Consider the following 24,225-nt stretch of genomic DNA (forward strand, 5'->3'; position numbering starts at 1 on the left):
ATGAACAGCATCGGCACGGAACTCGACAACCCCTGGTCCCACGAGCTGTGGCGCAGCACGCTGCTCACGGAACCGCATTGTCTCGACACCGCGGTCGCGCGCCACTACGCGTCCGCGCTGCCGATCAGCTACGCCACCGAAACCGATCCGGCACAGGCGAACCGCGACGTCGCCGAAGTGGAGCGCCTCGACGTCGACAGTGTGGCGCTGACGTTCACCACCACCGAGGCGTCCGCGCCGTACGAGAACCTCAAGATCTATGCGGTCGGGAAACCCGCGCCGCTCAACGAGGTTCTGCCGATCCTGTCCAGCCTCGGCGTCAACGCGCTCGACGAACGACCGGCCGCGCTGACCCGCCCGGACGGGCACCGTGCCTGGATCTACGACCTCACCGTCGATCTGGTCGCCGTGACGGACGGTCACGGGGTGACCCGGGACAGCCGGATCGCGGACGCGTTCCGGGCCGCGTGGACGGGTGAGACCGAGGTCGACGGATTCAACGCGCTCGTCCTGCACGCCGGGCTCGGGTGGCGTCAGGTGACCGTCCTCCGCGCGTACGCCGCCTACCTGCGTCAGGCCGGGCTTCCGTACAGCCGCAGCAACGTCGAACGAGTCCTGCTGAGCAACAGCGCAATCACGCAACTCCTCGTCGAGTTCCACGCGCTCCGCCTCGACCCGGGCATCGAACGCGACGCCGCCGCGGAAGACGCGCTCGAGGGCCGCATCGTCGACGCGATCGACGCCGTCGCCGGGATCGACGCCGACCGGATCCTGCGGGCACTGCTCTCGCTGATCCGCGCCACCACCCGGACGACGTATTACGCCGGCGACCGTCGGCCCGCGCGCGCTCTCGCGTTCAAGTTCGATTCCTCGTCGATCGACGAATTGCCGCTGCCCCGGCCGAAATACGAGGCCTACGTGTACTCGCCCCGGGTGGAGGGTGTGCACCTGCGATTCGACGACGTCGCCCGCGGCGGCATCCGGTGGTCGGATCGCCGCGACGACTTCCGCACCGAGATCCTCGGACTCGTCAAGGCGCAGGCTGTCAAGAACGCCGTCATCGTCCCCGCGGGAGCGAAAGGCGGCTTCGTCGTCAAGAACCCGCCCGTGCCCACCGGGGACGCCGCCGCCGACCGGGAGGCGATGTACTCGGCGGGCATCTCCTGCTACCGCGAATTCATCTCGAGCCTCCTCGACATGACGGACAACCTCGACATCACGACCCGGCAGGTGATCGCGCCGGAGGGCATCGTCCGGCGCGACGGCGACGACACGTACCTCGTGGTCGCCGCAGACAAAGGGACAGCGGCATTCTCGGACGTCGCCAACGCGATCGCACTCGAGCGCGGGTACTGGCTCGGCGACGGATTCGCGTCCGGCGGTTCCGTCGGTTACGACCACAAGGCCATGGGCATCACCGCCCGCGGCGCGTGGGAAAGCGTCATGCAGCACTTCCGCGAGATGGGCGTCGACACCCGCACCGACGACTTCACCGTCGTCGGCATCGGCGACATGAGCGGCGACGTCTTCGGAAACGGGATGCTGCTGAGCCCCCACATCCGCCTGCTCGCGGCATTCGACCATCGGCACGTCTTCATCGACCCCGATCCCGACCCGCAGCGGTCGTGGGACGAGCGGGCACGGCTCTTCGGGCTCGGCAGGTCGAGCTGGAAGGACTACGACAAGGCAGTCCTCAGCGACGGCGCGATGATCGTCGACCGGTCGGCGAAGTCCGTTCGGCTGACACCGCAGGCCCGGCGCGTTCTCGGGATCGACGACGATCCGGTCCTCACCACCGTCGAACTCGTGCGTGCCGTCCTCGGTGCGCCCGCGGACCTGCTGTGGAACGGCGGGGTCGGCACGTACGTGAAGGCGACGACGGAGAGCCACGCCGACGTCGGCGACAAGTCGAACGACGCGGTCCGGCTCGACGCGCCCCAACTGCGCGTCCGGGTGGTCGGCGAAGGCGGCAACCTCGGTCTGACCCAGCTCGGGCGGATCGAATACGCGCGCAACGGCGGTCGCGTGAACACCGACGCGCTCGACAACTCGGCCGGAGTCGACTGCTCGGATCACGAGGTCAACATCAAGATCGCCCTGGCAGGCGCCACCGCCGACAACACCCTCGCCGCGCAGGACCGGCGAGAGTTGCTGTCCGACATGACCGACGACGTCAGCAGGCTCGTCCTCGCCGACAACCGCAGCCAGAACGAGATGATGAGCCTGAACCGGGCACAGGCCGGCACTCTCGTCAGCTTCCACTCCCGCATGGTCGACGACCTGGAACGGCGCGGCCACGTGGACCGCGCGATCGACGTGCTCCCGACGTCCGCGCAGTTCGGCGCGCTCGAACGTGAGCAGAAGGGACTGACGAGCCCGGAGCTGGCGCAGCTCACCGCGCAGGTCAAGCGTTTCATCAAGAGCGAAGTGTCGGGCACGACCCTCCCCGACAACGGGGTCTACGCCGGCCGGCTGCACAACTACTTCCCGCCGCGCCTCGGCCGGGAGTTCGCGCACACGGTCGCCGCGCATCCGCTGCGCCGGGAGATCGTCACGACGTCGGTCGTCAACGACATGGTCGACCGAGCGGGGATGACGTACGCCTTCCGGCTGCGGGAGGAAACGGGCGCCGACTCCGCGGAGGCGGTGAACGCCTTCACCGCGGTCACCGAGATCTTCGACCTCGGAGCGACTTTCGAGCGGATCCGGGCGACGGCCGACGCGACGCCGACGGCCGGGACGAACGCGCTGACGGTGCAGACCCAGCGACTGATCGACCGCGCGTCGCGGTGGCTGACCACGCACCGGCCGCAACCGCTGCCGCTCGAGGCCACCATCGCCCGCTACCGGCCGGTCGTCCGCGACCTCGGCCCGCGGGTCCGGGAATGGCTGCGCGGCGACGAGATCACCGCGGTGGAGCGGCGCACCGAGGCCCTCACATCGCGCGGGGCGGAGGCCGGGCTCGCCGCCGACGTGGCGGACCTGCTGCACACGTACTGCCTCCTCGACATCGTGGACATCGCGGAGATCTCACAGCACCGCCCCGAGGACGTCGCCGAACTGTACTTCGCGCTGTCGGCGCACCTGCACATCAACACCGCGCTGACCGCCGTCACGGCGCTCCCCCGGCTGGACCGGTGGCACGCCCTTGCACGTCTCGCCCTGCGCGACGACCTCTATAGTTCGCTGCGCGCCATCACCCTCGACGCGCTGTCCGTGAGTGAACCCGGCGAGGACGCGTCCGACAAGGTCGACCAGTGGGAACAGCACAACGCCGCCCGGCTCGCCCGCGCGCGGGCACTGCTGACGGAAATCGAGTCGGAGGTCGCCACCGAACCCACGCTGGCGCTGATCTCCGTCGCGGCCAGGCGGATCCGGGCGATGACGCGGTAGGCGCTTCGCGCCCGTGCGCCTTTCTGGTTGTTCCAGCTACCAAAAAGGGGCTCTACTGACTCATTCGTGGGTGGGTTCGGCCGGGTAGTTGTGGTCGAGCGCCTCCGAGGCTGAGCATCGCGAGTGCGATGACGGCCTCGGGGGTGTGGAACCCGAATCCACGTCGGGTGATGAGGCGGATTTTGGTGTTGACCGATTCGATCCGCCCGTTGGACAGGCCGTGTTCGATGGCGGCGAGGATGGCGGGTTTGTGGGCGCGGATGCTTTTCTGCAACGCGACAAAGGCCGGGATCCGGGACCGTCTCGCCCAGCCGATCCATCGATCGAGTTCGGTGGCGGCCTGCTCGGCCGGGAGTTGGAAGATCAACCGCAAGGTTTCCTTGAGTAGGTAGGCGCGGTGCAGCACGGGATCGTGCAGTTCGATCCACCGCAGCGTCGCCCGCTGCTGCGCATTGAGCGTGTCCGGGTTCTTCAGCAACGCCCACCGACTGCGTTTCACCGTTTGAGCTGGCCCGGCCTTCGGGCGACGCCGTGGTTTCCAACCGCCGCCGCGGGCGGCGGTTTCGGTGGCCCGGGCCCGGTTCCACGCGGCCCGCCGCACCGCGTCGAGGGCTTCGGTGGCCCAGGCGACCACGTGGAACGGGTCCGCGCACCGGATCGCATCCGGGCAGTACCGGGCCACCACCGATCCGATCCACCCTGCCGCGTCCGAGGTGACGTGGGTGATTTTCGCGCAGCGTTCGGGCCCGAGCCGGTCGAAGAACCCGGACAGGGTGGCCGCGTCCCGGCCGGGGGCGGCCCACACCAGCCGACCGGAGTCGTGGTCGACGACGACCGTCAGATACTTGTGGCCCTTCTTATAGGAGATCTCGTCGATCCCGATCCGACGCAGCCCGGCCAGCGGGTCCCGGGCGGGTGCGGTGTCGGCCCACACCCGGTCCACGATCGCCCCGACCGTGCGCCACGCGGTGCGCATCACCTCGCACGTCGCGGCCTTCGAGGTGTGCGTGGCCAGCCACGCCACCGTCTGGTCGAACGAGTAGGTGTGCCCGGCGCGGTGCCGGGCCCAGGGCACAGCGGCCACCGTGACCCCGTGTTCGCGGCAGGACACCCGTGGGGCGTCGGCCTCGATAAAGGTGCGGACCAGGCCGCAATCCGGGCCGCGCCATCGCCGCCGCCCGGTGCCGCCGTCGTAGCCGGGGCTACGACGACCGCACACCCCGCACCGGGACCGGGACCGGGCCCGGGCCTGCGGCCGGACCGCGACAATCACCGCCACGGCCGTGGCATCGAAATCGACACCCTCGATCACCGTCTTTTCGACACCCAACACCTGACGCCATATCCTGGCTTCACGCACGCCGTTCCCCACACATGTAGCCGACTGACCCTAGACAAGCCAGAACGCTACTGGGACAACGGCGTGCGCCCTCACCAGGACCGGAATTCACCCACGATCACAGCAATAGAGCCCAAAAAGGCGCACAGGCCGCGGAGCGGCCTACAGTACCTGGGACAGGAACTGCTGCAGCCGTTCGGTTTCGGGCTTGTCGAACAGCTGGTCCGGCTTCCCAGTCTCGACGACGGCGCCGTGGTCCATGAACAGCACGGTGTCGGACACCTCGCGGGCGAAGCCCATCTCGTGGGTGACGACGACCATCGTCATGCCGCCCTTGGCGAGGTCGGCCATCAGCGCGAGGACGCCCTTGACCAGTTCGGGGTCGAGTGCCGAGGTGGCCTCGTCGAAGAACATCACCTCGGGCTTCATCGCCAGGGCGCGGGCGATCGCGACGCGCTGCTGCTGCCCGCCCGACAGGTTGCCGGGCCGCGAGTCGGCCTTGTTGGCGAGCCCGACGAGTTCGAGCTGTTCGAGCGCCAGCGACCGCGCCTCGTCCTTGGACATCCCCTTGAGCTTGCGGGGCCCGAGGGCGATGTTGTCGACGACGGTCTTGTGCGGGAACAGGTTGAAGTGCTGGAACACCATGCCGATGCGCTGCCGCAGCTTGTCCGGGTTGTCCTTCAGCACCGACTTCCCGTCGAGCAGGACGTCGCCCTGATCGGGTTCGTGCAGCCGGTTGAGGACCCGCAGCAGGGTGGACTTGCCGGAGCCGGACGGTCCGATCACGGTGACGGTGTCGCCGGCGTCGACGTGGAGGTCGACGCCGCGGAGCACCTTGTTGGTGCCGAACGCGAGGTGCAGGTCGGTGCCAGTGAGAGAGACGGCCATCGCCTTATCCCCTTTCCACGACGATGGATTGTTCCACCGGGTCGAGCGTGCCGGACGTGTCGGCGCGGCCGGTGCGCAAGCGGTTGTCGATGTAGTTGACGAGGTGGGTCAGCGGAATCGTCATCGCCAGGTAGAACAGGCCGGCGGCGACGAGCGGCGACAGGTTGCCGGTCTGCGCGTTGAGGTCGCGGCCCACGGCGAACAGTTCCCGCTGGCTGACGAGCAGGCCGAGGAAGTAGATCAGCGACGAGTCCTTGATCAGGGAGATGAACTGGTTCATCAGCGCGGGCAGCACCCGTCGCACACCCTGCGGAACCACGACGAGCGACATCGACTTCCGGTAGCTGAAACCGAGCGCCCGGGACGCCTCGAGTTGTCCGGGTTCGACGCTCTGGATGCCGGACCGGAAGATCTCACCGATGTAGGCGGACGCGAGCAGTGACAGCGCGGCCGCACCGAGCCAGTACGGGTTGTTGCCGGTGAGTCCCTTGACGATGGGGCCGGCGCCGAGACCGACGATGAGGATGATGACGACGGCGGGCAGTCCGCGGAACACGTCCGTGTAGACGCGGGCGGGCCAGCGGAGCCAGCGGGTGCGGGAAATCCCGGCCATCGCGAGCAGCATGCCGAGGACGGTGCCGACGATGCCCGACGCCAACGCCAGGATCAGCGTGTTCGGCAGACCGGTCTTGAGCAGATCCGGGAACGCCCGCGTGTAGAGGTCCCAGTTGAAGAACGTGTCTTTCAGCTGCTGGAGTGTCGACTTGGGTTCCGCGACCGGGGTTTCGGTCGTGTTCTGCGAGTTCTGGGCGGCCAGCGCGGCGAAGTCCGGCAGGTCGGGCACCGGTGCCGCCTTGCTGCCGGGCTTCCAGCCCTCGGGCAGTTCGCGGGGCACCCAGTCGGAGTACAGCTGCGCCCAGGTGCCGTCTGCGATGACGGCGTCGAGCCCGGAGTTGAGGGCGTCGATGAGCGGCTGGTTCTCCTTGTTGACGGCCCAGCCCACGAAGTTGTTGACGCTGAAGGTGTTCTCGACGATCGACGTGGGATCGCCCGGCGCGATGGCGCCCTCGGCCTGCTGCGACGGCGCCACCCAGGCGTCGATCTGCCCGGACTTCAGGTTCGCGTACGCGGTGGCGTAGTCGGGGAACTTCACCGGGTTCAGCTTCAGCGTGTTCACGACGTAGTCGTCCTGAACGGTGCCCTGGACGACACCGATACGGGTCGTCGCGGTCAGGTCGTCGAAGCCCTGGATCGGACCGCCGTTGGGCACGACGAGGGAGAAGTAGCCGAAGTCGTAGCCGTTGGTGAAGCCGACGGTGTTGCGGCGCTCGTCCGTTGTCGTGATGGACGAGGATCCGACGTCGAAGCGGCGCCCGGCGACCTGGGCGAGCAGTCCGGCGAACTCGGTGCCGACGAAGTCGACGCGCAGGCCCAGCTTGTCGGCGACGGCCTTCAGCAGTTCGTTGTCATAGCCGGTGAACTCGTTCTCGGAGTTCACGCAGATGCTCGGCGGTGCGTCGGACAGCGTGCCGACGGTGAGCACGCCGGGGGTGATGAGGTTCAGTTTCGACGCGTCGATCTGGTCGATCGGGGTGGTCGAGGGCGTCGTGTAGCGGTCCTCGGCCGCGGCGCCGGAGGCGGCGAGATTGGTCGGGGCGGCAGTGGCCGCGCCCACGCCGGGTGGCGAACACAGATCCTGCGGTGCCGCCCCCGACGTCTCCCCGTCACTCGAACACGACGACAGGGTCAGCGCCAGCAGGGCGGTGAGCAGTAGCGCCACCACCACACGGATCTTCGCTCCGACGGAAGAAAACATGGTGAGCAGCGTAACCCTGGCGGTCGGTATTTCCGGGGTCGGAGGACGTGCGGGGCGACGCCCGTCACTCTCCTTGTTTGTCATACAAACAAAATCAAGTTATTGTTTGTCATACAAACAAGCGAGAGGCAGTCATGGTGTCGCAGACGGGCCGAGCAGCGCGTGCCACTCGGGAGTCCGGTCGCCAGACTCGCGACGCCCTGTTCACCGCCGCCACCGAACTCTTTCTCGAGCACGGCGAGGGCGTCCCCATCACGCAGATCTGCGCCGCCGCGGGGGCCCACCCCAACCAGGTGACCTATTACTACGGTTCCAAGGAGCGGCTCTTCGTCGAGGTCGCGTGCGCTGCCGTCCTGCGTGCCGGCAAACGGGCCGAGGACGACGCGGCCACCGCGGAGACCGTCGGCGACTACACGGAGAAGCTCGTCGGCTCCCTGCTCGGGCCCGGCGCGCCCAGCGTCGAACTGTTCACCTCGGCGATGCTGATGACGGGACGCCGCGGCGAACTGCGCGACCTCATCACCGACACCCTCCGCACCTTGCACTCCTCAGGCGAGGACGCGCTGATCCGTACCCTGATACGCACCGGCTGGAAACTGCGCGCCGGCATCGACGTCGAATCGAAGGCGTTCTGGTCGGCGATCTTCGGCCTCGTGATCCAGAAGACCGCCACCGGTGAGAGCTTCGGCTACTCGCTCGAGGAGGCCGTCGCCGTCATCTTCGCGAACCTGCAGATCCCCGAGACCGTCCGCAACACCTCCATCGACTGACCTTCTCTCCTCCAAGGAGCGCGATGAACATCGTTCGCGTATTCGACAGCAACGTCCGGAAGACGCCCGACAAGGCCTTTCTCCATTTTCAGGGTCGCGACCATACGTATGGTTCCGTGCAGGACGGCAGCCGCCACGCCGCCGCCCTGCTACGGAAACTGGGGGTCGGGCACGGCGACCGCGTCGCTCTGATGTGTTTCAACACCCCCGGCTTCGTTTACGCGATGCTCGGCGCCTGGCGCATCGGCGCGGTGGTGGTGCCGGTCAACCACAAGATGCAGGCACCCGAGGTCGACTACATCCTGCGGCACGCGCAGGTGAAGGTATGCGTCTTCGACGGCGACCTCGCACCCGTCATCGAGCGACTCGAGACGCCGGTGCAGCTGCTGTCCACCGACACCGCCGTGGAGAGCCACACCTTCTTCGACGACGCGATCGCGGACCTGGACGGCATCGACGGCATCGAGCCGGACGAGAACGACCCCGCGGAAATCCTCTACACGTCCGGCACCACCGGCGCGCCCAAGGGTTGCGTGCACAGTCATCGCAACGTCGTGCTCGTGGCGACCACGGCCGCCCTCGGTCTGTCGATCACCCGCGACGAGCGACTGCTGATGGCCGTCCCGATCTGGCACGGGTCACCGCTCAACAACTGGCTGATGGCGACGCTGTACATGGGCGGCACCGTCGTGCTCATCCGCGAATACCATCCCGTCCACTTCCTGGAAGCGATACAGCAGCAACGCATCACGCTGTGCTTCGGGCCGCCGGTCATCTACACCACGGCGCTGAATGCGGTACGAAATTTCGCCGACTACGACCTGTCCAGCGTCCGGGCCTGGCTCTACGGCGGCGGACCTATCGGCGCCGATGTGGCGCGCCGACTCGTCGAGTCGTACCGGACCACCCGCTTCTACCAGGTGTACGGGATGACGGAGACCGGTCCCGTCGGGACCGTCCTCTACCCGGAGGAACAGCTCGCGAAGGCCGGCTCGATCGGCCGGGCGGCGCTCGCCGGCGTCGACATGCGCCTGGCCGGGCCCGACGGCGTCGACGTGCCCGCCGGGGAGATCGGCGAGATCTGGCTGCGTACCGAGACCGTGATGCAGGGGTACCTCGACGATCCCGACGCCACCGCAGCCGTGTTCGCCGACGGCGGCTGGTACCGCACAGGCGATCTCGCACGCCAGGACGACGACGGCTACCTCTTCATCGTCGACCGGGCGAAAGACATGATCATCACCGGCGGCGAGAACGTCTATTCCAAGGAAGTGGAGGACGCCATCTCCGGCCATCCCGACGTCGTGGATGTCGCGGTGGTGGGTCGGCCGCACCCCGAGTGGGGCGAGACCGTCGTCGCGCACGTCGTGTGGCGTGAACCGGACGTCGTGGGTGCCGACGACATCCGCGACTACCTGTCGGACAAGCTGGCGCGCTACAAGATTCCCCGCGACTACGTGTTCGCCACCGTGTTGCCCCGCACCCCCACCGGCAAGATCCAGAAGCACCTGATCCGCTCCGCGAGCTGACTCACGAAAGACACTGTCATGACTACTTTCTCCGAAGCGAATATCACCCATCCCGCACCCCACCGGACGCACACCGTGCTCAACCAGTCGGTGCCCCGCACCGACGTCAACGAGTTCACCCTCGACACGGTGCTGGCCGAGGGCGTGCGCCGCCACGACGCCGACTGGGCCACCGGCGAACTCACCGACATCGGCGCACTCGTCGGCAGCGCCACGTTCCAGCACGACGCCGAACTCGCCAACACGATCATCCCCGAACTGAAGACGTTCGACCGCTGGGGCAACCGGATCGACGAGGTCGAATACCACCCCGCGTACCACCGGATCATCTCCGCGGCCGTCGCGCACGGGGCGCACACGTCGGCGTGGGCCGACCCGCAGCCCGGCGCGAATGTCGCTCGCGCAGCGGCATTCATGATGTTCGCACAGATCGAACCCGGACACTCCTGCCCGATCTCGATGACCAACGCCGTCATCCCCTCCCTCGACCTGCAACCCGACGTCGCCGCGATCTGGAAGCCGCGCGCGCTGTCCCGCAGCTACACCCCCGAACTCGACGCACCCGGCAAGGCGTCCGCGATCTTCGGCATGTCCATGACGGAGAAGCAGGGCGGCTCCGACGTCCGGGCCAACACCACCGTCGCGACACCCGCCGGACGCGGCGGTCCCGGCGCCGACTACCTGCTGACCGGGCACAAGTGGTTCTGCTCCGCGCCGATGTCCGACGCGTTTCTCGTGCTCGCGCAGGCGGAAGGCGCGGGCGGCGACGGCCTCTCGTGCTTCCTGCTGCCCCGCATACTCCCGGACGGCACCCGCAACGTCTTCCGCATCCAGCGGTTGAAGAACAAGCTGGGCAACAAGTCCAACGCGTCGTCCGAGATCGAACTCGACGGCACCGTCGGCGTCATGGTCGGTGAACCGGGACGCGGCGTCCGCACCATCATCGAGATGGTCGCGCGCACCCGCCTCGACTGCGTGCTCGGCAGCACCGCGGGCATGCGGCAGTCCGTCGCCGAGGCGGTGTGGCACGCCCGCCACCGCTCGGCGTTCGGGAAGGTCCTGGCCGATCAGCCGGCCATGACGTCGGTGCTGGCCGACCTGGCGCTGGAGTCGGAGGCGGCCACCGTCACCGCGCTGCGCCTCGCCCGGGCACACGACGACGACGCGAACGAGCAGGAACGCAGCTTCCGCCGGCTCGCGACCGCGGTCGCGAAGTACTGGATCTGCAAGCGCGGCCCGCACCACGCCTACGAGGCGCTGGAATGCCTGGGCGGCAACGGGTACACCGAGGACTTCCCGCTCGCCCGCCGCTACCGGGAGCAGCCTGTCATGGCCGTGTGGGAGGGGTCTGGCAACGTCATCGCCCTCGACGTCCTGCGCGCGATGACCCGCGAACCCGACAGCGTCGCCGCATTCGACGCGGAGGTGAACCTGGCCCGGGGCAGCAGCGTGGTGCTCGACGAGCACCTCGACCGGGTCCGTCGTCAGCTCGGCGAACTCGCCGGACTCGACCCTGCGGCCGCCCAGTTGCGCGCCCGCACCGTCGTCGAATCGATGGCCCTCGCACTGCAGGCGTCGCTGCTGACCCGGTTCTCGCCCGCCGCCGTCGCAGATGCATTCGTCGACACCCGCCTCGGCCCCGACCGCACCCACGACTACGGCACCCTGTCCCCGGCCGCCGATCTCGGGTCCATCCTCAGTCGGGCGTAGGCGGCTCCGCCGCCCGTGCGCCTTTTTGGTAGCCAGAACAACCAGAAAGGCGCACAAGCCCGGAAGGCCTACCGCAGCACCGTCGGACCCAGGAACTCGCACACCTGCAGGGCGAGAGCGAGATCCAGCTTGCTGTGGGTGCCGGTGGCGGGCTCGCCGAGGGCTTTGGTGATGCGGTATTTGACGGTGTTGCGGTGCAGGTTCATCTGCTGGGCGGTGTGGAGGTGGCTCTCGCCGGTCGCGAAGTAGGTGCTCAGCGTGGTCCGCAGTGTCGCGGCCTGGTCGGTGTTCTCCGCGAGCGGGCCGAGGACCTCCCACACCCACGCACGGGTGGAGTCCAGGTTCTCGGCGAGGAGCGAGACGACGGCGACGCCGCGGTCGCCGAAGCCGACGATCGGCCGGGCCGGGGTGTTGGGCACGGTGGCGACGGAGTAGGCGGCGCGGGCCTGTTCGTGTGACCGCCGGAATCCCGCGACTCCGGTTGCGGGCAGTCCGATCGCGGTCCGGATGCCCGGGTTCGCGGGCAGGGTTGCGGCGAGTTCGGTGGTGTCGAGGACGGGTTTCCGGCGGCCGAAAGGGAGCCAGGCCCAAAGGGTTCGGCGGTCGATGGCGGTGACGATGGGTGCGGAGTCGGTGGCGAGGTGGCGGGCGAGGTCCCGCACGTAGTGGTCGAGGGTGTTGAGGCTCGCCTCGGTGTCGGGACCGGTGGACCACAGGATCATCGCGACGTGCGTCTGCTCGAGCCGGTAGTGCGTTTCGGCCTCGAACGCGGACCCGTCGTTGCCCGTTCCGGTGAGGAGGGTGTGAATGGTCGACGAGTGGACGTTGCCGCGGGCGCCCAGCCACCGCCGGCGTTCCTGCTCGTAGGCGTCGAACACGTACAGGGTGATCCAGTCGATGTAGCTGTACACGACCTCCGAAATGTGTTTGAGCACAGCGAGGGTCAGCGGCCCGGACAGTTGGAGGGCGCTGACCTCGTCGTAGCAGATCTTGATCAGGTCGTCCTGGCCCATGTGGTACGCGCGGACCAGCGAGTTCGACGACACGTCGCGTTGCGCCAGTCGCAGCGCGTACTCCACGGCGGCGGTGGTGGGCTGCAGATGGTCGACGGGAATGTCGTTGGCGAGGACGTGCACGATCGTGGAGACGTTGCCGTGCACGCTCGCCTCGAGCAGTTCGACGAGCTGCGGGTCTTCGTCGAGTTGATCGATCTCGTGCGCGAGTAGCGCGCTCATCGTGCGGGTGATCTCCGCCTGCCGCGCATCGAGTTTCCGGGCGATACCGGCGACGATGTCGAGGACCTCGGCTTCCGCCATCGCGGGCACCCGCGCCATGCGGCGTCTGGCACCGGCGCCGCGGTCGCCGGGGGCGGGGCTGCTCACAACACGTCCCCTCCTCCTTTTCGCAGATAGCGCAGGGCGGATTGCGCCGCGTTGTACCCGCACATCCCGTGGGCGCCTGCACCGGGCGGTGTCGAGGCCGAGCACAGGTAGGTTCCCGGTACGCCGGTGCTGTACGGGTCGAGGGCGATGCGCGGGCGCAGCACCATCTGGGTTTCGGTGTTGGCGCCGCCGATGATGTCGCCACCGACGTAGTTGGGATTCGACGCGGCCAGACGTGCCGGTCCGCTGCTGACCGTGGCGATGATGCGGTCCCGGAAGCCGGGGGCGAATCGTTCGATCTGCGCGGTGATCGCCTCCGTTGCGTCGCCCGTGTAGCCTTGCGGGACATGGGCGTACGCGTACAGCGGATGCAGATCGCCGTTCGACCGACCGGGGTCGGCGAGGTACTGCTGACCGACGAGGACGAAGGGCCGCTGCGGCATCCGTCCGGCCGCGACGTCGCGCTCGGCGGCCGCGATCTCGGCGAAAGTGCCACCCAGGTGGACGGTCCCGGCGCGTCCGCATTCGGGATCGGCCCACGGCACCCCGCCCTGGATTGCGAAGTCGACCTTGAAGGCGGCGGGCGCGTGCTTGAACCGCCGGTACGCACGGGCCACCCGGTCGGGCAGGCGAGCACCCAGGATGCCGAGCGCGGCGGACGGCGCGACGTCCAGCAGGACGACGTCGGCGGGCGGAAGTTCGTTCCAATCGCGGACGTGGACACCGGTGGTGATCTTGCCGCCCCGGTCGGTGAGCAGGGCGGCGAGTGCGCCGGTGATCGACTGCGATCCGCCCTCGGCGACCGGCCAGCCGTAGCGGTGCCCGGCGGCGACGATCATCATCCCGACCGCGGACGTCGCGGGCCGGTCCAGGCGGTAGTAGGCGTGCGCGGCGGCGCCGCCGAACAGTGCGCGGGCCTTGTCGGTGCGCCACCAGCGGGCCGTCACCGCGGCCGGCAGCAGGGCCCGGGGTCCGAAGCTGGCGAGCCGCAGCGGGTGCCGGGGCACGTTCGCGATCGGACGCATGAGGTCGGCGGCCAGGTCGTCGAATCCGTCGGCGAGTCCGCCGAACATGCGCTGCCAGCGGGCGCCGTCCTCGCCGAGTCCGGCGGCGGTGGCCGCGATCGACCGGTGCAGCAACCCCGCCTCACCGGAGTCGAGGGGGTGGGCGCAGTCGATCTCCGGCCACTTCCACGTCAACCCGTACCGGCCGAGGTCGAGGGTCTGCAGATACGGCGACCCGGCACCCATCGGGTGGAACGCCGAGCACTCGTCGTGCAGCAGTCCCGGGACGGTGAGTTCGCCGGAGCGGGTGCCGCCGCCGATGGTGTCGGCGGCCTCGAGGACCTGGACGTCGACGCCGTGCCGGGCGAGGTGGACCGCGGCGGCGAGCCCGTTGGGCCCGCTGCCGACCACGACTGCGGTGGTCACGGCCGCGCCACCAGATCTGTCTCCTGCATCCTCGCCTCCCGCGTCCGCACGTTCGAGCCGTCTCCGTCCAGTGTCCACTGCACGTAGAACGGAATGGGACCGTTCGGCAGCCACGGCTGCTCGTTGATAGCGTCGGACACCTTGTAGGTTCCCCGCTCGATGACGCCGAGGGCGGCGTCGATCACCTTGTACTGCTGAGTGCCCCTGTGGATGGGCTGCGATTCGATCCACGCGACGACGAATTCGCCAGGAGCGAAGTTGCAGCGCCGCTGGAGTGCCGCGATCAGGAACTCGTTGTGCAGGTGACCGTCACCGAAGTTGAATGCCACCAGCGAGTTGCAGCTGAACTCCGCCTCGCGCAGCGAGTAGGTGTCGATGTCGTCGCCGAGGTGGCGCATCATCAGCGAGAACAACGCCCGCCCCTGGCTATGCATCGACCGCCAGCCGAGCAGTTGGTGCATCACCACGTCCGCGACCTCCGGCGGGTAGGTGGCGAGCAGCTGGGTGCGCGTGTTCTTGGTGGGACGGATGATGTGCTCGTCGAGCTTCTCCTCGGCGCCCGGTGCGAAGGCCCAGGTGGCGGACGCCCAGTTGCCGGCGTACTGACGCATCGACGGCAGGAACGAGACGAGGTCGGGGCGCAGGTTGCCGAGGATCGGGAAGAACACCAGGGCGGCGACGATCACCGCGGTCAGCCACACCGAGGACATGTCGGCCACGCCGTACCCGTCCCAGGCGGGAAATCCGAGGAACAGGAAGATCGACGCGTAGGCGAAAAGCAGGTTCCACTCGAGCGGCACCGCCAGCGGGAACGTGGACAGGATGAACAGGTGGAACGCGACCATCAGCGCGACTGCGAGCAGCGTCAGCGTGCGGTTGGTGGAGAACAGCAGCACCAGCGGGGTCACCACCTCCACGACCGTCCCGAGCACATGGGCGACACCACCGGCGACGATCGACGGCCGCAGGTCCTCGGGGAAGTTGCGGTAGTGCGCGCGCTTGATCTTCATGAACGGCATCCACGGGGTGTTGCTCAGCATCGGCGGCACCACCATCGAGAAGTGGTGCCCGAGCTTGGAGACGCCCGCCCCGACCCACACCGAGACGATCAGCAGCTTCAGCGCAATGATCATGTCAACGAAGGGCAGGACCCCGAAGAAGACGATCGCGGGCAGGTACTGCTCGCTGCGAGCCGCGATGAAGATGACCTTGTCGCGCAGACCGATCAGCACCAGCAGCGCGATCAGGGGAAACAGCACCGCGGGGCGGACGAGTCCGGAGTTGTCGGTGATAGCCGTGTCGATCGACGACGTGTGTACTCCCGGAAGTATCAGCGCCACAATGATGTTGAGCAGCAAAGCCGCGTAGATCAGGACGTCGCCGACGGTGCGGGTGTCGCCCGAGGTGAACGGCACCTTGCCCGGCCACGGTGGGAGCCGGATGGTCCCGGGGCGCAGCCAGTACAGGATGCCGCCGGTCATCGGCTTGAAGTGCCCGGCGAGCGGACCCCACGAACCGGCGAGCCCCACCGCTTCGAGTAGCACCGTCCACAGGATCAGCTTCTGGTAGATGATCGGCTCGTTCCACCAGGCGCCGACGTCGAGGACGTTCAGGCCGGACGTGAACGTCGCCAGCGTCAGTCCGATGCCGAGGTAGAGGACGAGCAGTTTCAGAATGTAGATGGTGTGCACCATCTTCGGGGTTCCGAAGCCGTAATCGACCCAGTGGGTCGACATGGCGCGCAGCCGGTCGCGGAACGGAAGGTCGAGGAAGGTTGCGGGGTCGACTTCGGGGAAGTTCCCGGTCTTGAATCCCATGGGAGGCTCCTGAGGGTAGGGGGCATCGCCTCGGGTGCGTCCCGAGGTGTGGAGTGTTACTGGATCAGTTGACGGCGGCAGGCCGATGGCGACTCCGCAGTCCCGGTTTGTCGATCTTGCCGACGGGGTTGCGGGGCAGCGCGTCGACGATGTGAATGGCCACCGGCAGTTTGACTTTCGTGAGTCGGCTGCCGAGGTGTTCGGCCAGGAGGACGTCGGTGACGGCGGTCTCCGGATACGTGACGACGTATGCCACCGGTACCTCGCCGTACACGTCGTGCGGGGCTCCGATCACGGCCGCCTCGAGGACGTCGTCGTGAGTGGTGAGAGCGTTCTCGATCTCCTTGGGGTAGATGTTCTCCCCACCGCGGATGATCATGTCCTTGATGCGATCGACGAGAGTGAGGTAACCGTCCTCGTCGAGTCGGCCGACGTCGCCGGTGTGCAACCAGCCGTCGACGATGGTGCGTTCCGTTTCCTCGGGGCGGCCGAGGTAGCCACGCATCACGTTCGCGCCCCGGATCACCACCTCGCCGACCGCCCCCGCCGGCACCGGTGCCCCGGACTCGTCGACGATCGCGATGGTCTGCCCCGGCAGCGCGGGGCCGACGGTGCCCGGCTTGCGAAGGCCCTCCGGCGGATTGCACGCGGACGCGCACGTGCCCTCCGTCAGCCCGTAGCCCTCGACGATGACGAGTCCGAAACGCTGTTCGGCGTGGTCGAGGAGTTCCTTGGAGATCGGTGCGGCCCCGCAGACCGCGAACCGCAGCGAGGAGGTGTCGCCGACGGTGTCCTGGGAGACCAGGAGGGCGTAGATGGTCGGGACCGCGGAGAAGTACGTCGGCCGCAGGCGGGCGACGTCGTCGAAGAACCGGGCCGGTGAGAAGCGCCCGGTGACGCTCAGCTGACCGCCGGCGAGCATCGGGGTCAGGAAGCTGACGCAGATCGCGTTGACGTGGAACAGCGGGAGGATCAGGAGGCAGTGGTCGTCGGCGGTCAACGAGAAATGCTGCACCATCGAGGAGCTCATGAACTGCAGGTTGTCGTGGGTGAGCATCACGCCCTTGGGGCGTCCGGTCGACCCGGACGTGTAGATCAGCAGGGCGAGGTCGTCTCCGCCGGCGGTGGTGCCGGGTGCCCAGGCGGGGTCGGGGGTGGTCGCCATGTCGCCGACGGCGATCGCCGGACGGCCACCGGTCGGTGCGTCAGGACCCTCGTTGACGACGAGAACCGCTGTGGCGTCGTCGATCTGGTACTCCGCCTCGCTTGCGGTGAACGTGGGATTGACCGGGGTGGCGGCCGCACCGATCCGCCAGGAGGCCATCAGGGCGATGAGCAGTTCCGCCCGGTTCGGCAGCATGATCGCGACGACGTCGCCACGTCCGACACCGTTCTCGGACAACTGTGCGGCGAAGGCGTCGACCCGCTCCGCGAACTGGCGGTACGTCAGTTCGAGTCGGTCGTCGCGCAGGCACGGCGCGTCAGCACGCTGTGTGGCGAGGTCCCAAGCGAAATAGCCGATGTGCGACACGATTTCGTCCGCCCTTTCGTTGTGGTGTGATCCACAACACTATCGAGGGGTTTTCGTGCAAGAAACGGCCTCTGGGGCTCGAGTTCGGGCGGTTCGTTGTCGGTTGAGCACAATCGCGACCGTCCGGGGGTTGACACCGTGCCGCGGGCGTGGTCAATATATGCAAACGCTTAGAAAATAAGCAGATGCTTAGAACTGAGGGGCTGCAGGTCCGCACCGACTGCCGTCCACCACGTCAATCGGTAGGAGTTACTCATGCCCGAGGCCGTCATCGTCTCCATCGCCCGTTCCCCGATCGGTCGCGCCATGAAGGGATCGCTCAAGGGCATGCGCCCCGACGACCTCGCCGCGCAGATGGTCCAGGCAGCACTCGACAAGGTGCCCGCGCTCGACCCCACCGACATCAACGACCTCATCCTGGGCTGCGGCCTGCCCGGCGGCGAGCAGGGTTTCAACATGGGCCGCAACGTCGCGGTCCAGCTCGGCTACGACTTCATCCCCGGCACCACCATCACCCGGTACTGTTCGTCGTCGCTGCAGACCACCCGCATGGCACTGCACGCGATCAAAGCCGGTGAGGGCGACGTCTTCATCTCCGCCGGCGTCGAGACCGTCTCCCGGTTCGTCAAGGGCAACTCCGACTCGCTGCCCGACACCCAAAACCCGCTGTACGCCGACGCGCAGACCCGCACCGAGAAGCTGGCCCAGGGCGGCCAGCAGTGGGTCGACCCGCGTGAGGAGGGCCTGGTCCCCGACACCTACATCGCGATGGGCCAGACCGCCGAGAACGTCGCGCAGATCACCGGCATCACCCGCGAAGAGCAGGACCGGTGGGCGGTGCGCTCGCAGAACCGCGCTGAGGAGGCCATCAACGCCGGCTTCTTCGAGCGGGAGATCACCCCGGTGACCCTGCCCGACGGCACCGTCGTGTCGAAGGACGACGGTCCCCGCGCCGGCACCACCTACGAGGCCGTGAGTCAGCTCAAGCCCGTGTTCCGCCCGGACGGGACCGTCACCGCCGGCAACGCGTGCCCGCTCAACGACGGCGCCGCCGCCCTGGTGATCATGTCCGACACCAAGGCCAAGGAGCTGGGGCTGACCCCGCTCGCCCGGATCGTGTCCACCGGGGTGTCCGGGCTGTCGCCGGAGATCATGGGACTCGGCCCGATCGAGGCGTCCAAGCGGGCCCTCGCGATCGCGGGACTGGGCATCTCCGACATCGACCTCGTCGAGATCAACGAGGCGTTCGCCGTGCAGGTGATCGGGTCGGCGCGGGAGCTGAACATCGACGAGGACAAGCTGAACGTCTCCGGCGGCGCGATCGCCCTCGGCCACCCCTTCGGCATGACCGGTGCCCGCATCACCGCGACGCTGCTCAACAACCTGACCACCCACGACAAGCAGTTCGGCCTCGAAACCATGTGCGTCGGAGGCGGACAGGGCATGGCGATGGTCCTCGAGCGGCTGTAGGCGGCTCCGCCGCCCGTGCGCCTTTTTGGTAGCCAGAACAACCACAAAGGCGCACGGGTGCGAAGCGCCTACGCCAGGCCCGACAGCGGCGGCGGAGTGTTCTCGTCACGCCAGGCGATGGCCTCCTTCAGAGTGCCGAGGTCGTAGTCGGGACCACCCACGCCCACGGTGAACAGGGTGACGCCGGCGTCGACATGGGCTGCCGCGTCGTCGACACCCGGCCACGACGTGGAGTGCTGGATGCTGTCGGGGCTGCGTCCGGCATCCCGTGCGTATCCGGCGAGGATCCCCGACTTACGTTTGTACGTGTCCATGTCGCTGAAGCTGTGCCAGATGTCGCCGTACTGCCCGACCAGCGGCAGCGTCTTCTTCTCGCCGCCGCCGCCGATAAGGATCGGAATGTGCCGGGTGGGTGCGGGTTCCAGCTTGGCGAACCGGCCGGTGATCCGCGGAAGGTACTCGGCGAGCAGGTTCAGCCGCGACCCCGCGGTGCCGAATTCGTAGCCGTACTCGTCGTAGTCGCGCTCGAACCAGCCCGAGCCGATGCCCAGGATCAGCCGTCCGCCGCTGATGTGGTCGACGGTCCGGGCCATGTCGGCGAGCAGATCCGGGTTCCGGTAGCCGGCACACGTGACGAGCGCACCGATCTCCACCCGCTCCGTCTGCTCGGCGAACGCCCCGAGCATCGTCCAGCACTCGAAGTGGGCGCCGGCCGGATCGCCGTACAGCGGATAGAAGTGGTCCCAGTTGAAGACGATGTCGACGCCGGCGTCCTCGGCCCGCAGCACCGCGTCGCGGATCAGCCCGTAGTCGGGCGCGTGCTGCGGCTGAAGCTGGACACCGATGCGAACTGGACGAGTCATTCATGGCTCCTCGGAGTAGACGTTGGGCCTTCCCGATCCATAGTGCTCGCGCGACGGTCGGGCGCACAACGAACCCGCCGAGCGGGCGATTTGAGCGGGCGAATGTACCGTCCGGCGCCCCAGATACGCCAAGCGGTACATTCACCCGGTTGTCGGCGCGTCGTCCGCCCATCGTCTCCGAAACGGATGAGGACGCATCACCGCCCGACCACACGGCGGACGTGGAAGACTGGGTGTGTGAAGGTCACGCAGAGGCCTGACCCGCCGACCGGGATCCGGCGGGCGTTCTTCCGCGCGCCGATCTACCTTTACCGCGTCCACCTCGGCTTTCTCCTCGGTGGCCGATTCCTGCTCCTCGAACACGTGGGGCGCAAGACCGGCGTCAGGCGGCGGGTCGTGCTCGAGGTGGTCAACCACGACGCCGTCGGCGACGGGTACGTGCTGGCCGCCGGGTTCGGTCCCAAGTCCGATTGGTACCGGAACCTGCGTGCACAACCGAACGCGAAGATTCAGGTGGGCCGCCGGCGACTCTCGGTGACAGCCGAATTCCTCGATTCCGAGACCGGTGCGGACTTCATGGCGCATTACGCGGCGGAGCATCCGAAACTCGGACTGCGGATCGCCAATGGCATGGGCTTCGACGTCGACGGCAGCGCGGCCGACTTCCGGGCGGCGGGCCGTGAAATCCGTTTCGTTCGGCTGCGCCCCCGCGCCTGAGGCACCTCAGTTCAGCCGCACCCCGCCCGCGAGGAGCATGGTGCGCAGGACGAATGCCGCCTCGGGGCCGATGATCTCCCCGACCAGGGTGAGGTAGCGGTCCACGTACTCCGGTCCGTGCGGGGCGACCGTCGGGTAGTCGGGGTCGGACGGATCGAGGTGATGGGCGACCTCGTGGAGCACCACCAGTTCGCGGAACGCCCAGGCGTTGCCGTTCCGATGCTCGGGTACCGCGATTGTCGCGCAATCGCTTTCGTAGTGGGCGGCCTTGTTGCCCGACCGCGCGCGGACGTGAACCGGGGTGGCCGCCCGCGTCCACGTCGACCGCACCCAGTTCAGGGCGAGCACCCGGTCCACGTAATCCTGCACCGAATCGATCGACGCGAACTTGCGTTCCACCGGCAGCGTCACCTGCGACCCCATCACGTCCACGACGCGCAGCCCGCGCTCGTCGGCGCGGTCGAACATGGTGCGCACGAGGGCTTCCGCGTCGTACACGGCGGTCCGCTGTGTGTCGCGGGGTCGCTTCACGACGGGATCTGCTTGCGCGCGGTCGACAGTTCGGGTGAGTTGCTCAGGCGGGCGGTCCGGGCGGCGCGGTCGCCGGCCCGGCGGGCGTTCGACGAATGTCCGGCGGATGCCCGTCCTCCTCGCCACGTGCCGCGGGCCTGCGAGTTCTCCGAGTAGTAGTCCTTCAGCTCGAGCTGCTTGTCGCGCAGAACCAGTGCCGTCTCCGCCGAGGACTCCGGCACGGACACCGCCTGCTCCTCGGCCTCCTGCTTGGCGTCGGCGAGGCGCTGCCCGATCCGCGCGGCGTAGGCGAGCTGAAAGTTCAACCGGGCGGTCACACCGGCGACGGGCCGTCGCACCCGTGTCGCGACGCGGCGGCGTCCACGCTTCTCGACCTGCGTCCGTACCGTCGTCTCGCTGCGGTACTCGCCCGACCTGATGTAGGCGTCGGATGCCCGGACCATCTGGATCAGCAGGCTCGCGTACAGGGCTTCGCAGACGTCGATGTCGCCGGCGAACCCGTACGCGTAGATGACGGCCGACGTCTGGGCGATGTCGCACTGGACGTCGTTGGCGGCGGCGATCACCAGGAACAGCTGCGCGTACGTGCGGAGACCCTTCTTGCCCGCTTCACCGATCGTGATCAGGCGCTGCGTGGGAGTGGCGCGCTTCTCCCGGCCTGCCGCGTGGGCGCGCGCCACGGCGAGGTCGATCGAGGAGGCAGTGGCGAGGCGCTGGGCGGCGGCCATGAAGGCCTCACCCTCGTGCGGGTTGTCGGTGGATTCCGCCTGCCGGAGGAGCCCACCGATGCGGGTCAGCATCTTGTCGGAACTCACCCAGGCAGGCTAGCCCCCGTGCGCCTTTCTGGTCGTCGGCGCTACCAAAAAGGCGCACGGGCGGCGGAGCCGCCTACAGCCGCTCGAGGTCGTCGAGGATCAGGTTTGCGCCGGTGAGGCCGATGCCGGTGATCCACACCCGGTAGTCGGTCTGGCGGACGCCGTCGCGTCGTGACGGCCCCATCTGCCCGATGAGTACGGGGTCGATCCCCAATTCTCCCGGTGCGGACGTGTTGGCGACGAACGCGATGTCGGAGTCGATCTGGGCGACGTTCTCGAGCGAGATCTCGGACATGTCGTTCTTCGCGTCCCACGGCTGCCCGGTGATGGTGTAGCCGGCCGCGGTCAGCACGGAACCGGAGAACGTGCCGGGCCCGTGCAGGCGCAGGCCGTCGTCCATCACGCGGATGACGTGCGCGGTGCGGCCCCGGCTGGTTTCGGTCAACGCGGCGGCGCGGGCGTGGAACGCCGACAGCTTCTGCTCGGCTGCGTCCGTCTCACCCATGGCCTCGGCGAACAGTCGCAGCGTCCCCTGCCAGTCGACTGCCGGCGACACGGAGAACACGGTCGGCGCGATCGCGGACAGCGCTTCGTACAGGTCGCCGTGCCGCTGCTTGCTGCTGAGGATGAGGTCGGGCTGCAACGCGGCGATCGCCTCGAGGTTCGGTTCGGCGATCGACCCGACGACGGTGGTGCTGTCCAGTCCGCCGCCCAGGTAGGCGGGCAGCGCGTCGGCGGAACCGGCCTGAGCAGCGCCTACCGGGGTCTTCCCGAGCGTGACGACGGTGTCGATGGGCAGGCTGTCGAGGGCGACGATGCGACTCGCCCGGTTGCTCACCGTCGTCGTGCCCATGGCGTGGGTGACGATGCGCTGGGCGCCGCTGTCGCTGCCCGTTGCCGCGTCGGGTCGCGCGCAGGCGGCGGTGAGCGCGGCCAGTGCGGCTGCTCCCAGCCCGGCTCCGAATTCTCGTCGCGTGAGGGCGTCGACGATCTCCTGCCACTGGACGTCGGTGACATTCGGTGAGCACGTAGCAGAACGCATCCTGGACCTCGATCTCGAAGGGAGTAGAAGATAGGTGAACCTAACCTTATACAGTCTGTTGTGGACGACGATGTCGCCCGAGGGGTGGACGCCACCGGCCTGCGCGGCGCTCTCCCGGTCACTCCAAGAGCCGCTGTGCGGCACCGCGCCCCGGGTGCGCGGCTGGCTGCTGATCGAGCAACCCGGACCCTGGGGACGCGATCGGCTCCGGCAGAGTCGACTCGACCCGGTCCTCGGCGACGCACTCGCCGCCCGGTGCGCCGACGCGGGGGTGCGTCCGGTGCTGATCCGCACCCGGGAGCGCCGCGACGTCGCCGCGAGACGTCATGTCTACCTCGTGCGTCCCGGACGAGCCGACGGCTGGGCGGAGCGACTGCTGGTGCGTGACGACCGGGAGCTGCTCGACCTCGACCTCGATCTCTCACCCGGAGTGGGGGAACGTCTCGACCCCACCGAATCGCTGTTTCTCGTCTGCACTCACGGCAAGAAGGACGCGTGCTGCGCGTCGTTCGGACGCCCCGTCGTCACCGGCCTCGGCCACCGCGACGGACGGGTGTGGGAATCGACGCACGTCGGCGGCGACCGGTTCGCCGCGACCATGGTGTGCCTGCCGTCGGGCATCTACTACGGCCGGGTCACCGCGGAGGCGGCGGAACACATTGTCGCCGAACATGATCACGGACGCGTGGTGCTCGAACACTACCGCGGCCGGTGCACCGACGTCCCGGTGCTGCAGTTCGCCGAGCACACCGTCCGGGTCGAGCGGTCGCTGCTCGGACTCGACGACGTGATCCCGCTGTCGGCGACCCCGCGGCCGGACGGCGACACCGACGTCCTGGTCCGGCACCCGGCCGGGACCGACCTGGTCCGGGTTCGTACGACCAGCGCCGAACCCCGCCTGACCGCCTGCAGCGCGGGTGTCGTGGACAGCCCGGACCGGTTCGAGGCGGCTCCGCCACTCGTGCGCCGTTCTGGTAGCTAGGGCAACCAATAAGGCGCACGGGCGCGAAGCGCCCCCTGCGGCAGGAGGTCTCGCTGCGGTTGCGTCGGCGACTCGTGGTGTTCACACGGTATTCACCGCCCCGATTCATCGACACATCCATCCCCAGCTGTGGAGAAACCTGTACATGAATGCCGCCAACATGATTCGGACCGAGCGTAATTCGGCCGAATCGGCAGCGG

18 protein-coding genes are annotated in these 24,225 nt (G+C 68.3%); 7 read left to right on the plus strand and 11 right to left on the minus strand.

Translation table 11 applies throughout. The annotated features are described in order from the left end of the window. Positions 1-3,393 carry an NAD-glutamate dehydrogenase domain-containing protein gene (locus tag GO592_RS32170; protein WP_172652088.1) on the plus strand — a complete coding sequence of 1,131 codons (3,393 nt, stop codon included), beginning with the start codon at positions 1-3 and terminating at the stop codon, positions 3,391-3,393. Between the two features lie 52 nt (positions 3,394-3,445). On the opposite strand, the gene GO592_RS32175 is transcribed toward GO592_RS32170, so the two are convergent. From GO592_RS32175 to GO592_RS32185, 3 genes are all read right to left on the minus strand, one after another. Continuing rightward, positions 3,446-4,753 carry an ISL3 family transposase gene (locus GO592_RS32175; protein ID WP_202715028.1) on the minus strand — a complete coding sequence of 436 codons (1,308 nt, stop codon included), beginning with the start codon at positions 4,751-4,753 and terminating at the stop codon, positions 3,446-3,448. 141 nt (positions 4,754-4,894) lie between these two features. Continuing rightward, positions 4,895-5,620, minus strand: a complete 726-nt coding sequence (locus GO592_RS32180) for an amino acid ABC transporter ATP-binding protein (protein ID WP_005249317.1) — start codon at positions 5,618-5,620, stop codon at positions 4,895-4,897. Between the two features lie 4 nt (positions 5,621-5,624). After that, positions 5,625-7,436, minus strand: coding sequence for an ABC transporter substrate-binding protein/permease (locus GO592_RS32185; protein ID WP_202715029.1), 1,812 nt, complete (start codon positions 7,434-7,436; stop codon positions 5,625-5,627). 134 nt (positions 7,437-7,570) lie between these two features. Here GO592_RS32185 and GO592_RS32190 point away from each other — a divergent pair, with 134 nt between their 5' ends. From GO592_RS32190 to GO592_RS32200, 3 genes are read left to right on the plus strand one after another with little or no spacing between them, the layout of a single operon-like run. Further along, positions 7,571-8,206, plus strand: a complete 636-nt coding sequence (locus GO592_RS32190) for a TetR/AcrR family transcriptional regulator C-terminal domain-containing protein (protein WP_005570377.1) — start codon at positions 7,571-7,573, stop codon at positions 8,204-8,206. A 23-nt stretch (positions 8,207-8,229) separates the two neighbouring features. Then, the gene (locus GO592_RS32195; RefSeq protein WP_202715030.1) at positions 8,230-9,735 is read left to right on the plus strand and encodes a class I adenylate-forming enzyme family protein; all 1,506 of its coding nucleotides are present in this window, start codon (positions 8,230-8,232) and stop codon (positions 9,733-9,735) included. An 18-nt stretch (positions 9,736-9,753) separates the two neighbouring features. Beyond that, positions 9,754-11,445 carry an acyl-CoA dehydrogenase family protein gene (locus GO592_RS32200; RefSeq protein ID WP_202715031.1) on the plus strand — a complete coding sequence of 564 codons (1,692 nt, stop codon included), beginning with the start codon at positions 9,754-9,756 and terminating at the stop codon, positions 11,443-11,445. Between the two features lie 68 nt (positions 11,446-11,513). On the opposite strand, the gene GO592_RS32205 is transcribed toward GO592_RS32200, so the two are convergent. From GO592_RS32205 to GO592_RS32220, 4 genes are all read right to left on the minus strand, one after another. Then, positions 11,514-12,827, minus strand: a complete 1,314-nt coding sequence (locus GO592_RS32205; RefSeq protein ID WP_371737015.1) for a PucR family transcriptional regulator — start codon at positions 12,825-12,827, stop codon at positions 11,514-11,516. After that, positions 12,824-14,257 (minus strand): phytoene desaturase family protein, encoded by a 1,434-nt coding sequence (locus GO592_RS32210; protein WP_202715032.1) that lies wholly within the window; start codon positions 14,255-14,257, stop codon positions 12,824-12,826. The genes GO592_RS32205 and GO592_RS32210 overlap by 4 nt, the downstream gene beginning before the upstream one ends. Beyond that, a complete protein-coding gene (locus GO592_RS32215) occupies positions 14,254-16,074 on the minus strand; it encodes a DUF3556 domain-containing protein (protein ID WP_202715033.1) in 1,821 nt (606 codons plus the stop codon). Before GO592_RS32215 ends, GO592_RS32210 begins: the two co-directional genes overlap by 4 nt. A 64-nt stretch (positions 16,075-16,138) precedes the next feature. After that, positions 16,139-17,605, minus strand: coding sequence for a class I adenylate-forming enzyme family protein (locus GO592_RS32220; protein WP_172652082.1), 1,467 nt, complete (start codon positions 17,603-17,605; stop codon positions 16,139-16,141). A 255-nt stretch (positions 17,606-17,860) separates the two neighbouring features. Here GO592_RS32220 and GO592_RS32225 point away from each other — a divergent pair, with 255 nt between their 5' ends. After that, positions 17,861-19,075, plus strand: coding sequence for an acetyl-CoA C-acetyltransferase (locus GO592_RS32225; protein WP_172652081.1), 1,215 nt, complete (start codon positions 17,861-17,863; stop codon positions 19,073-19,075). Positions 19,076-19,143: 68 nt separating this feature from the next. Here GO592_RS32225 and GO592_RS32230 read toward each other — a convergent pair whose 3' ends face one another. Next, the gene (locus GO592_RS32230; protein ID WP_172652080.1) at positions 19,144-19,938 is read right to left on the minus strand and encodes an LLM class F420-dependent oxidoreductase; all 795 of its coding nucleotides are present in this window, start codon (positions 19,936-19,938) and stop codon (positions 19,144-19,146) included. 237 nt (positions 19,939-20,175) lie between these two features. Between GO592_RS32230 and GO592_RS32235 the strand changes: the two genes are divergently transcribed. Further along, entirely contained in the window at positions 20,176-20,655 is a 480-nt protein-coding gene (locus tag GO592_RS32235; RefSeq protein WP_172652079.1) for a nitroreductase family deazaflavin-dependent oxidoreductase, read from the plus strand. A gap of 6 nt (positions 20,656-20,661) precedes the next feature. Here GO592_RS32235 and GO592_RS32240 read toward each other — a convergent pair whose 3' ends face one another. The 3 genes from GO592_RS32240 to GO592_RS32250 form a co-directional block, all read right to left on the minus strand. Beyond that, a complete protein-coding gene (locus GO592_RS32240) occupies positions 20,662-21,186 on the minus strand; it encodes a TIGR04338 family metallohydrolase (protein ID WP_120660123.1) in 525 nt (174 codons plus the stop codon). Continuing rightward, entirely contained in the window at positions 21,183-22,001 is an 819-nt protein-coding gene (locus tag GO592_RS32245; protein ID WP_202715034.1) for a DUF2786 domain-containing protein, read from the minus strand. The genes GO592_RS32240 and GO592_RS32245 overlap by 4 nt, the downstream gene beginning before the upstream one ends. Positions 22,002-22,074: 73 nt before the next feature. Then, on the minus strand, positions 22,075-23,043 hold the full coding sequence (locus tag GO592_RS32250) for an ABC transporter substrate-binding protein (RefSeq protein WP_202715035.1): 969 nt from the start codon (positions 23,041-23,043) through the stop codon (positions 22,075-22,077). A 70-nt stretch (positions 23,044-23,113) separates the two neighbouring features. On the opposite strand from GO592_RS32250, the gene GO592_RS32255 reads away from it, so the two are divergent. Beyond that, positions 23,114-24,025: a sucrase ferredoxin gene (locus GO592_RS32255; RefSeq protein WP_202715223.1), complete on the plus strand. Its 912-nt coding sequence runs from the start codon at positions 23,114-23,116 to the stop codon at positions 24,023-24,025. Positions 24,026-24,225: the final 200 nt, after the last annotated feature.

Origin of the sequence: Rhodococcus sp. 21391, assembly GCF_016772255.1 — a bacterium.
In the GTDB taxonomy this organism is placed as follows: Bacteria; Actinomycetota; Actinomycetes; order Mycobacteriales; family Mycobacteriaceae; genus Rhodococcus_F; species Rhodococcus_F opacus.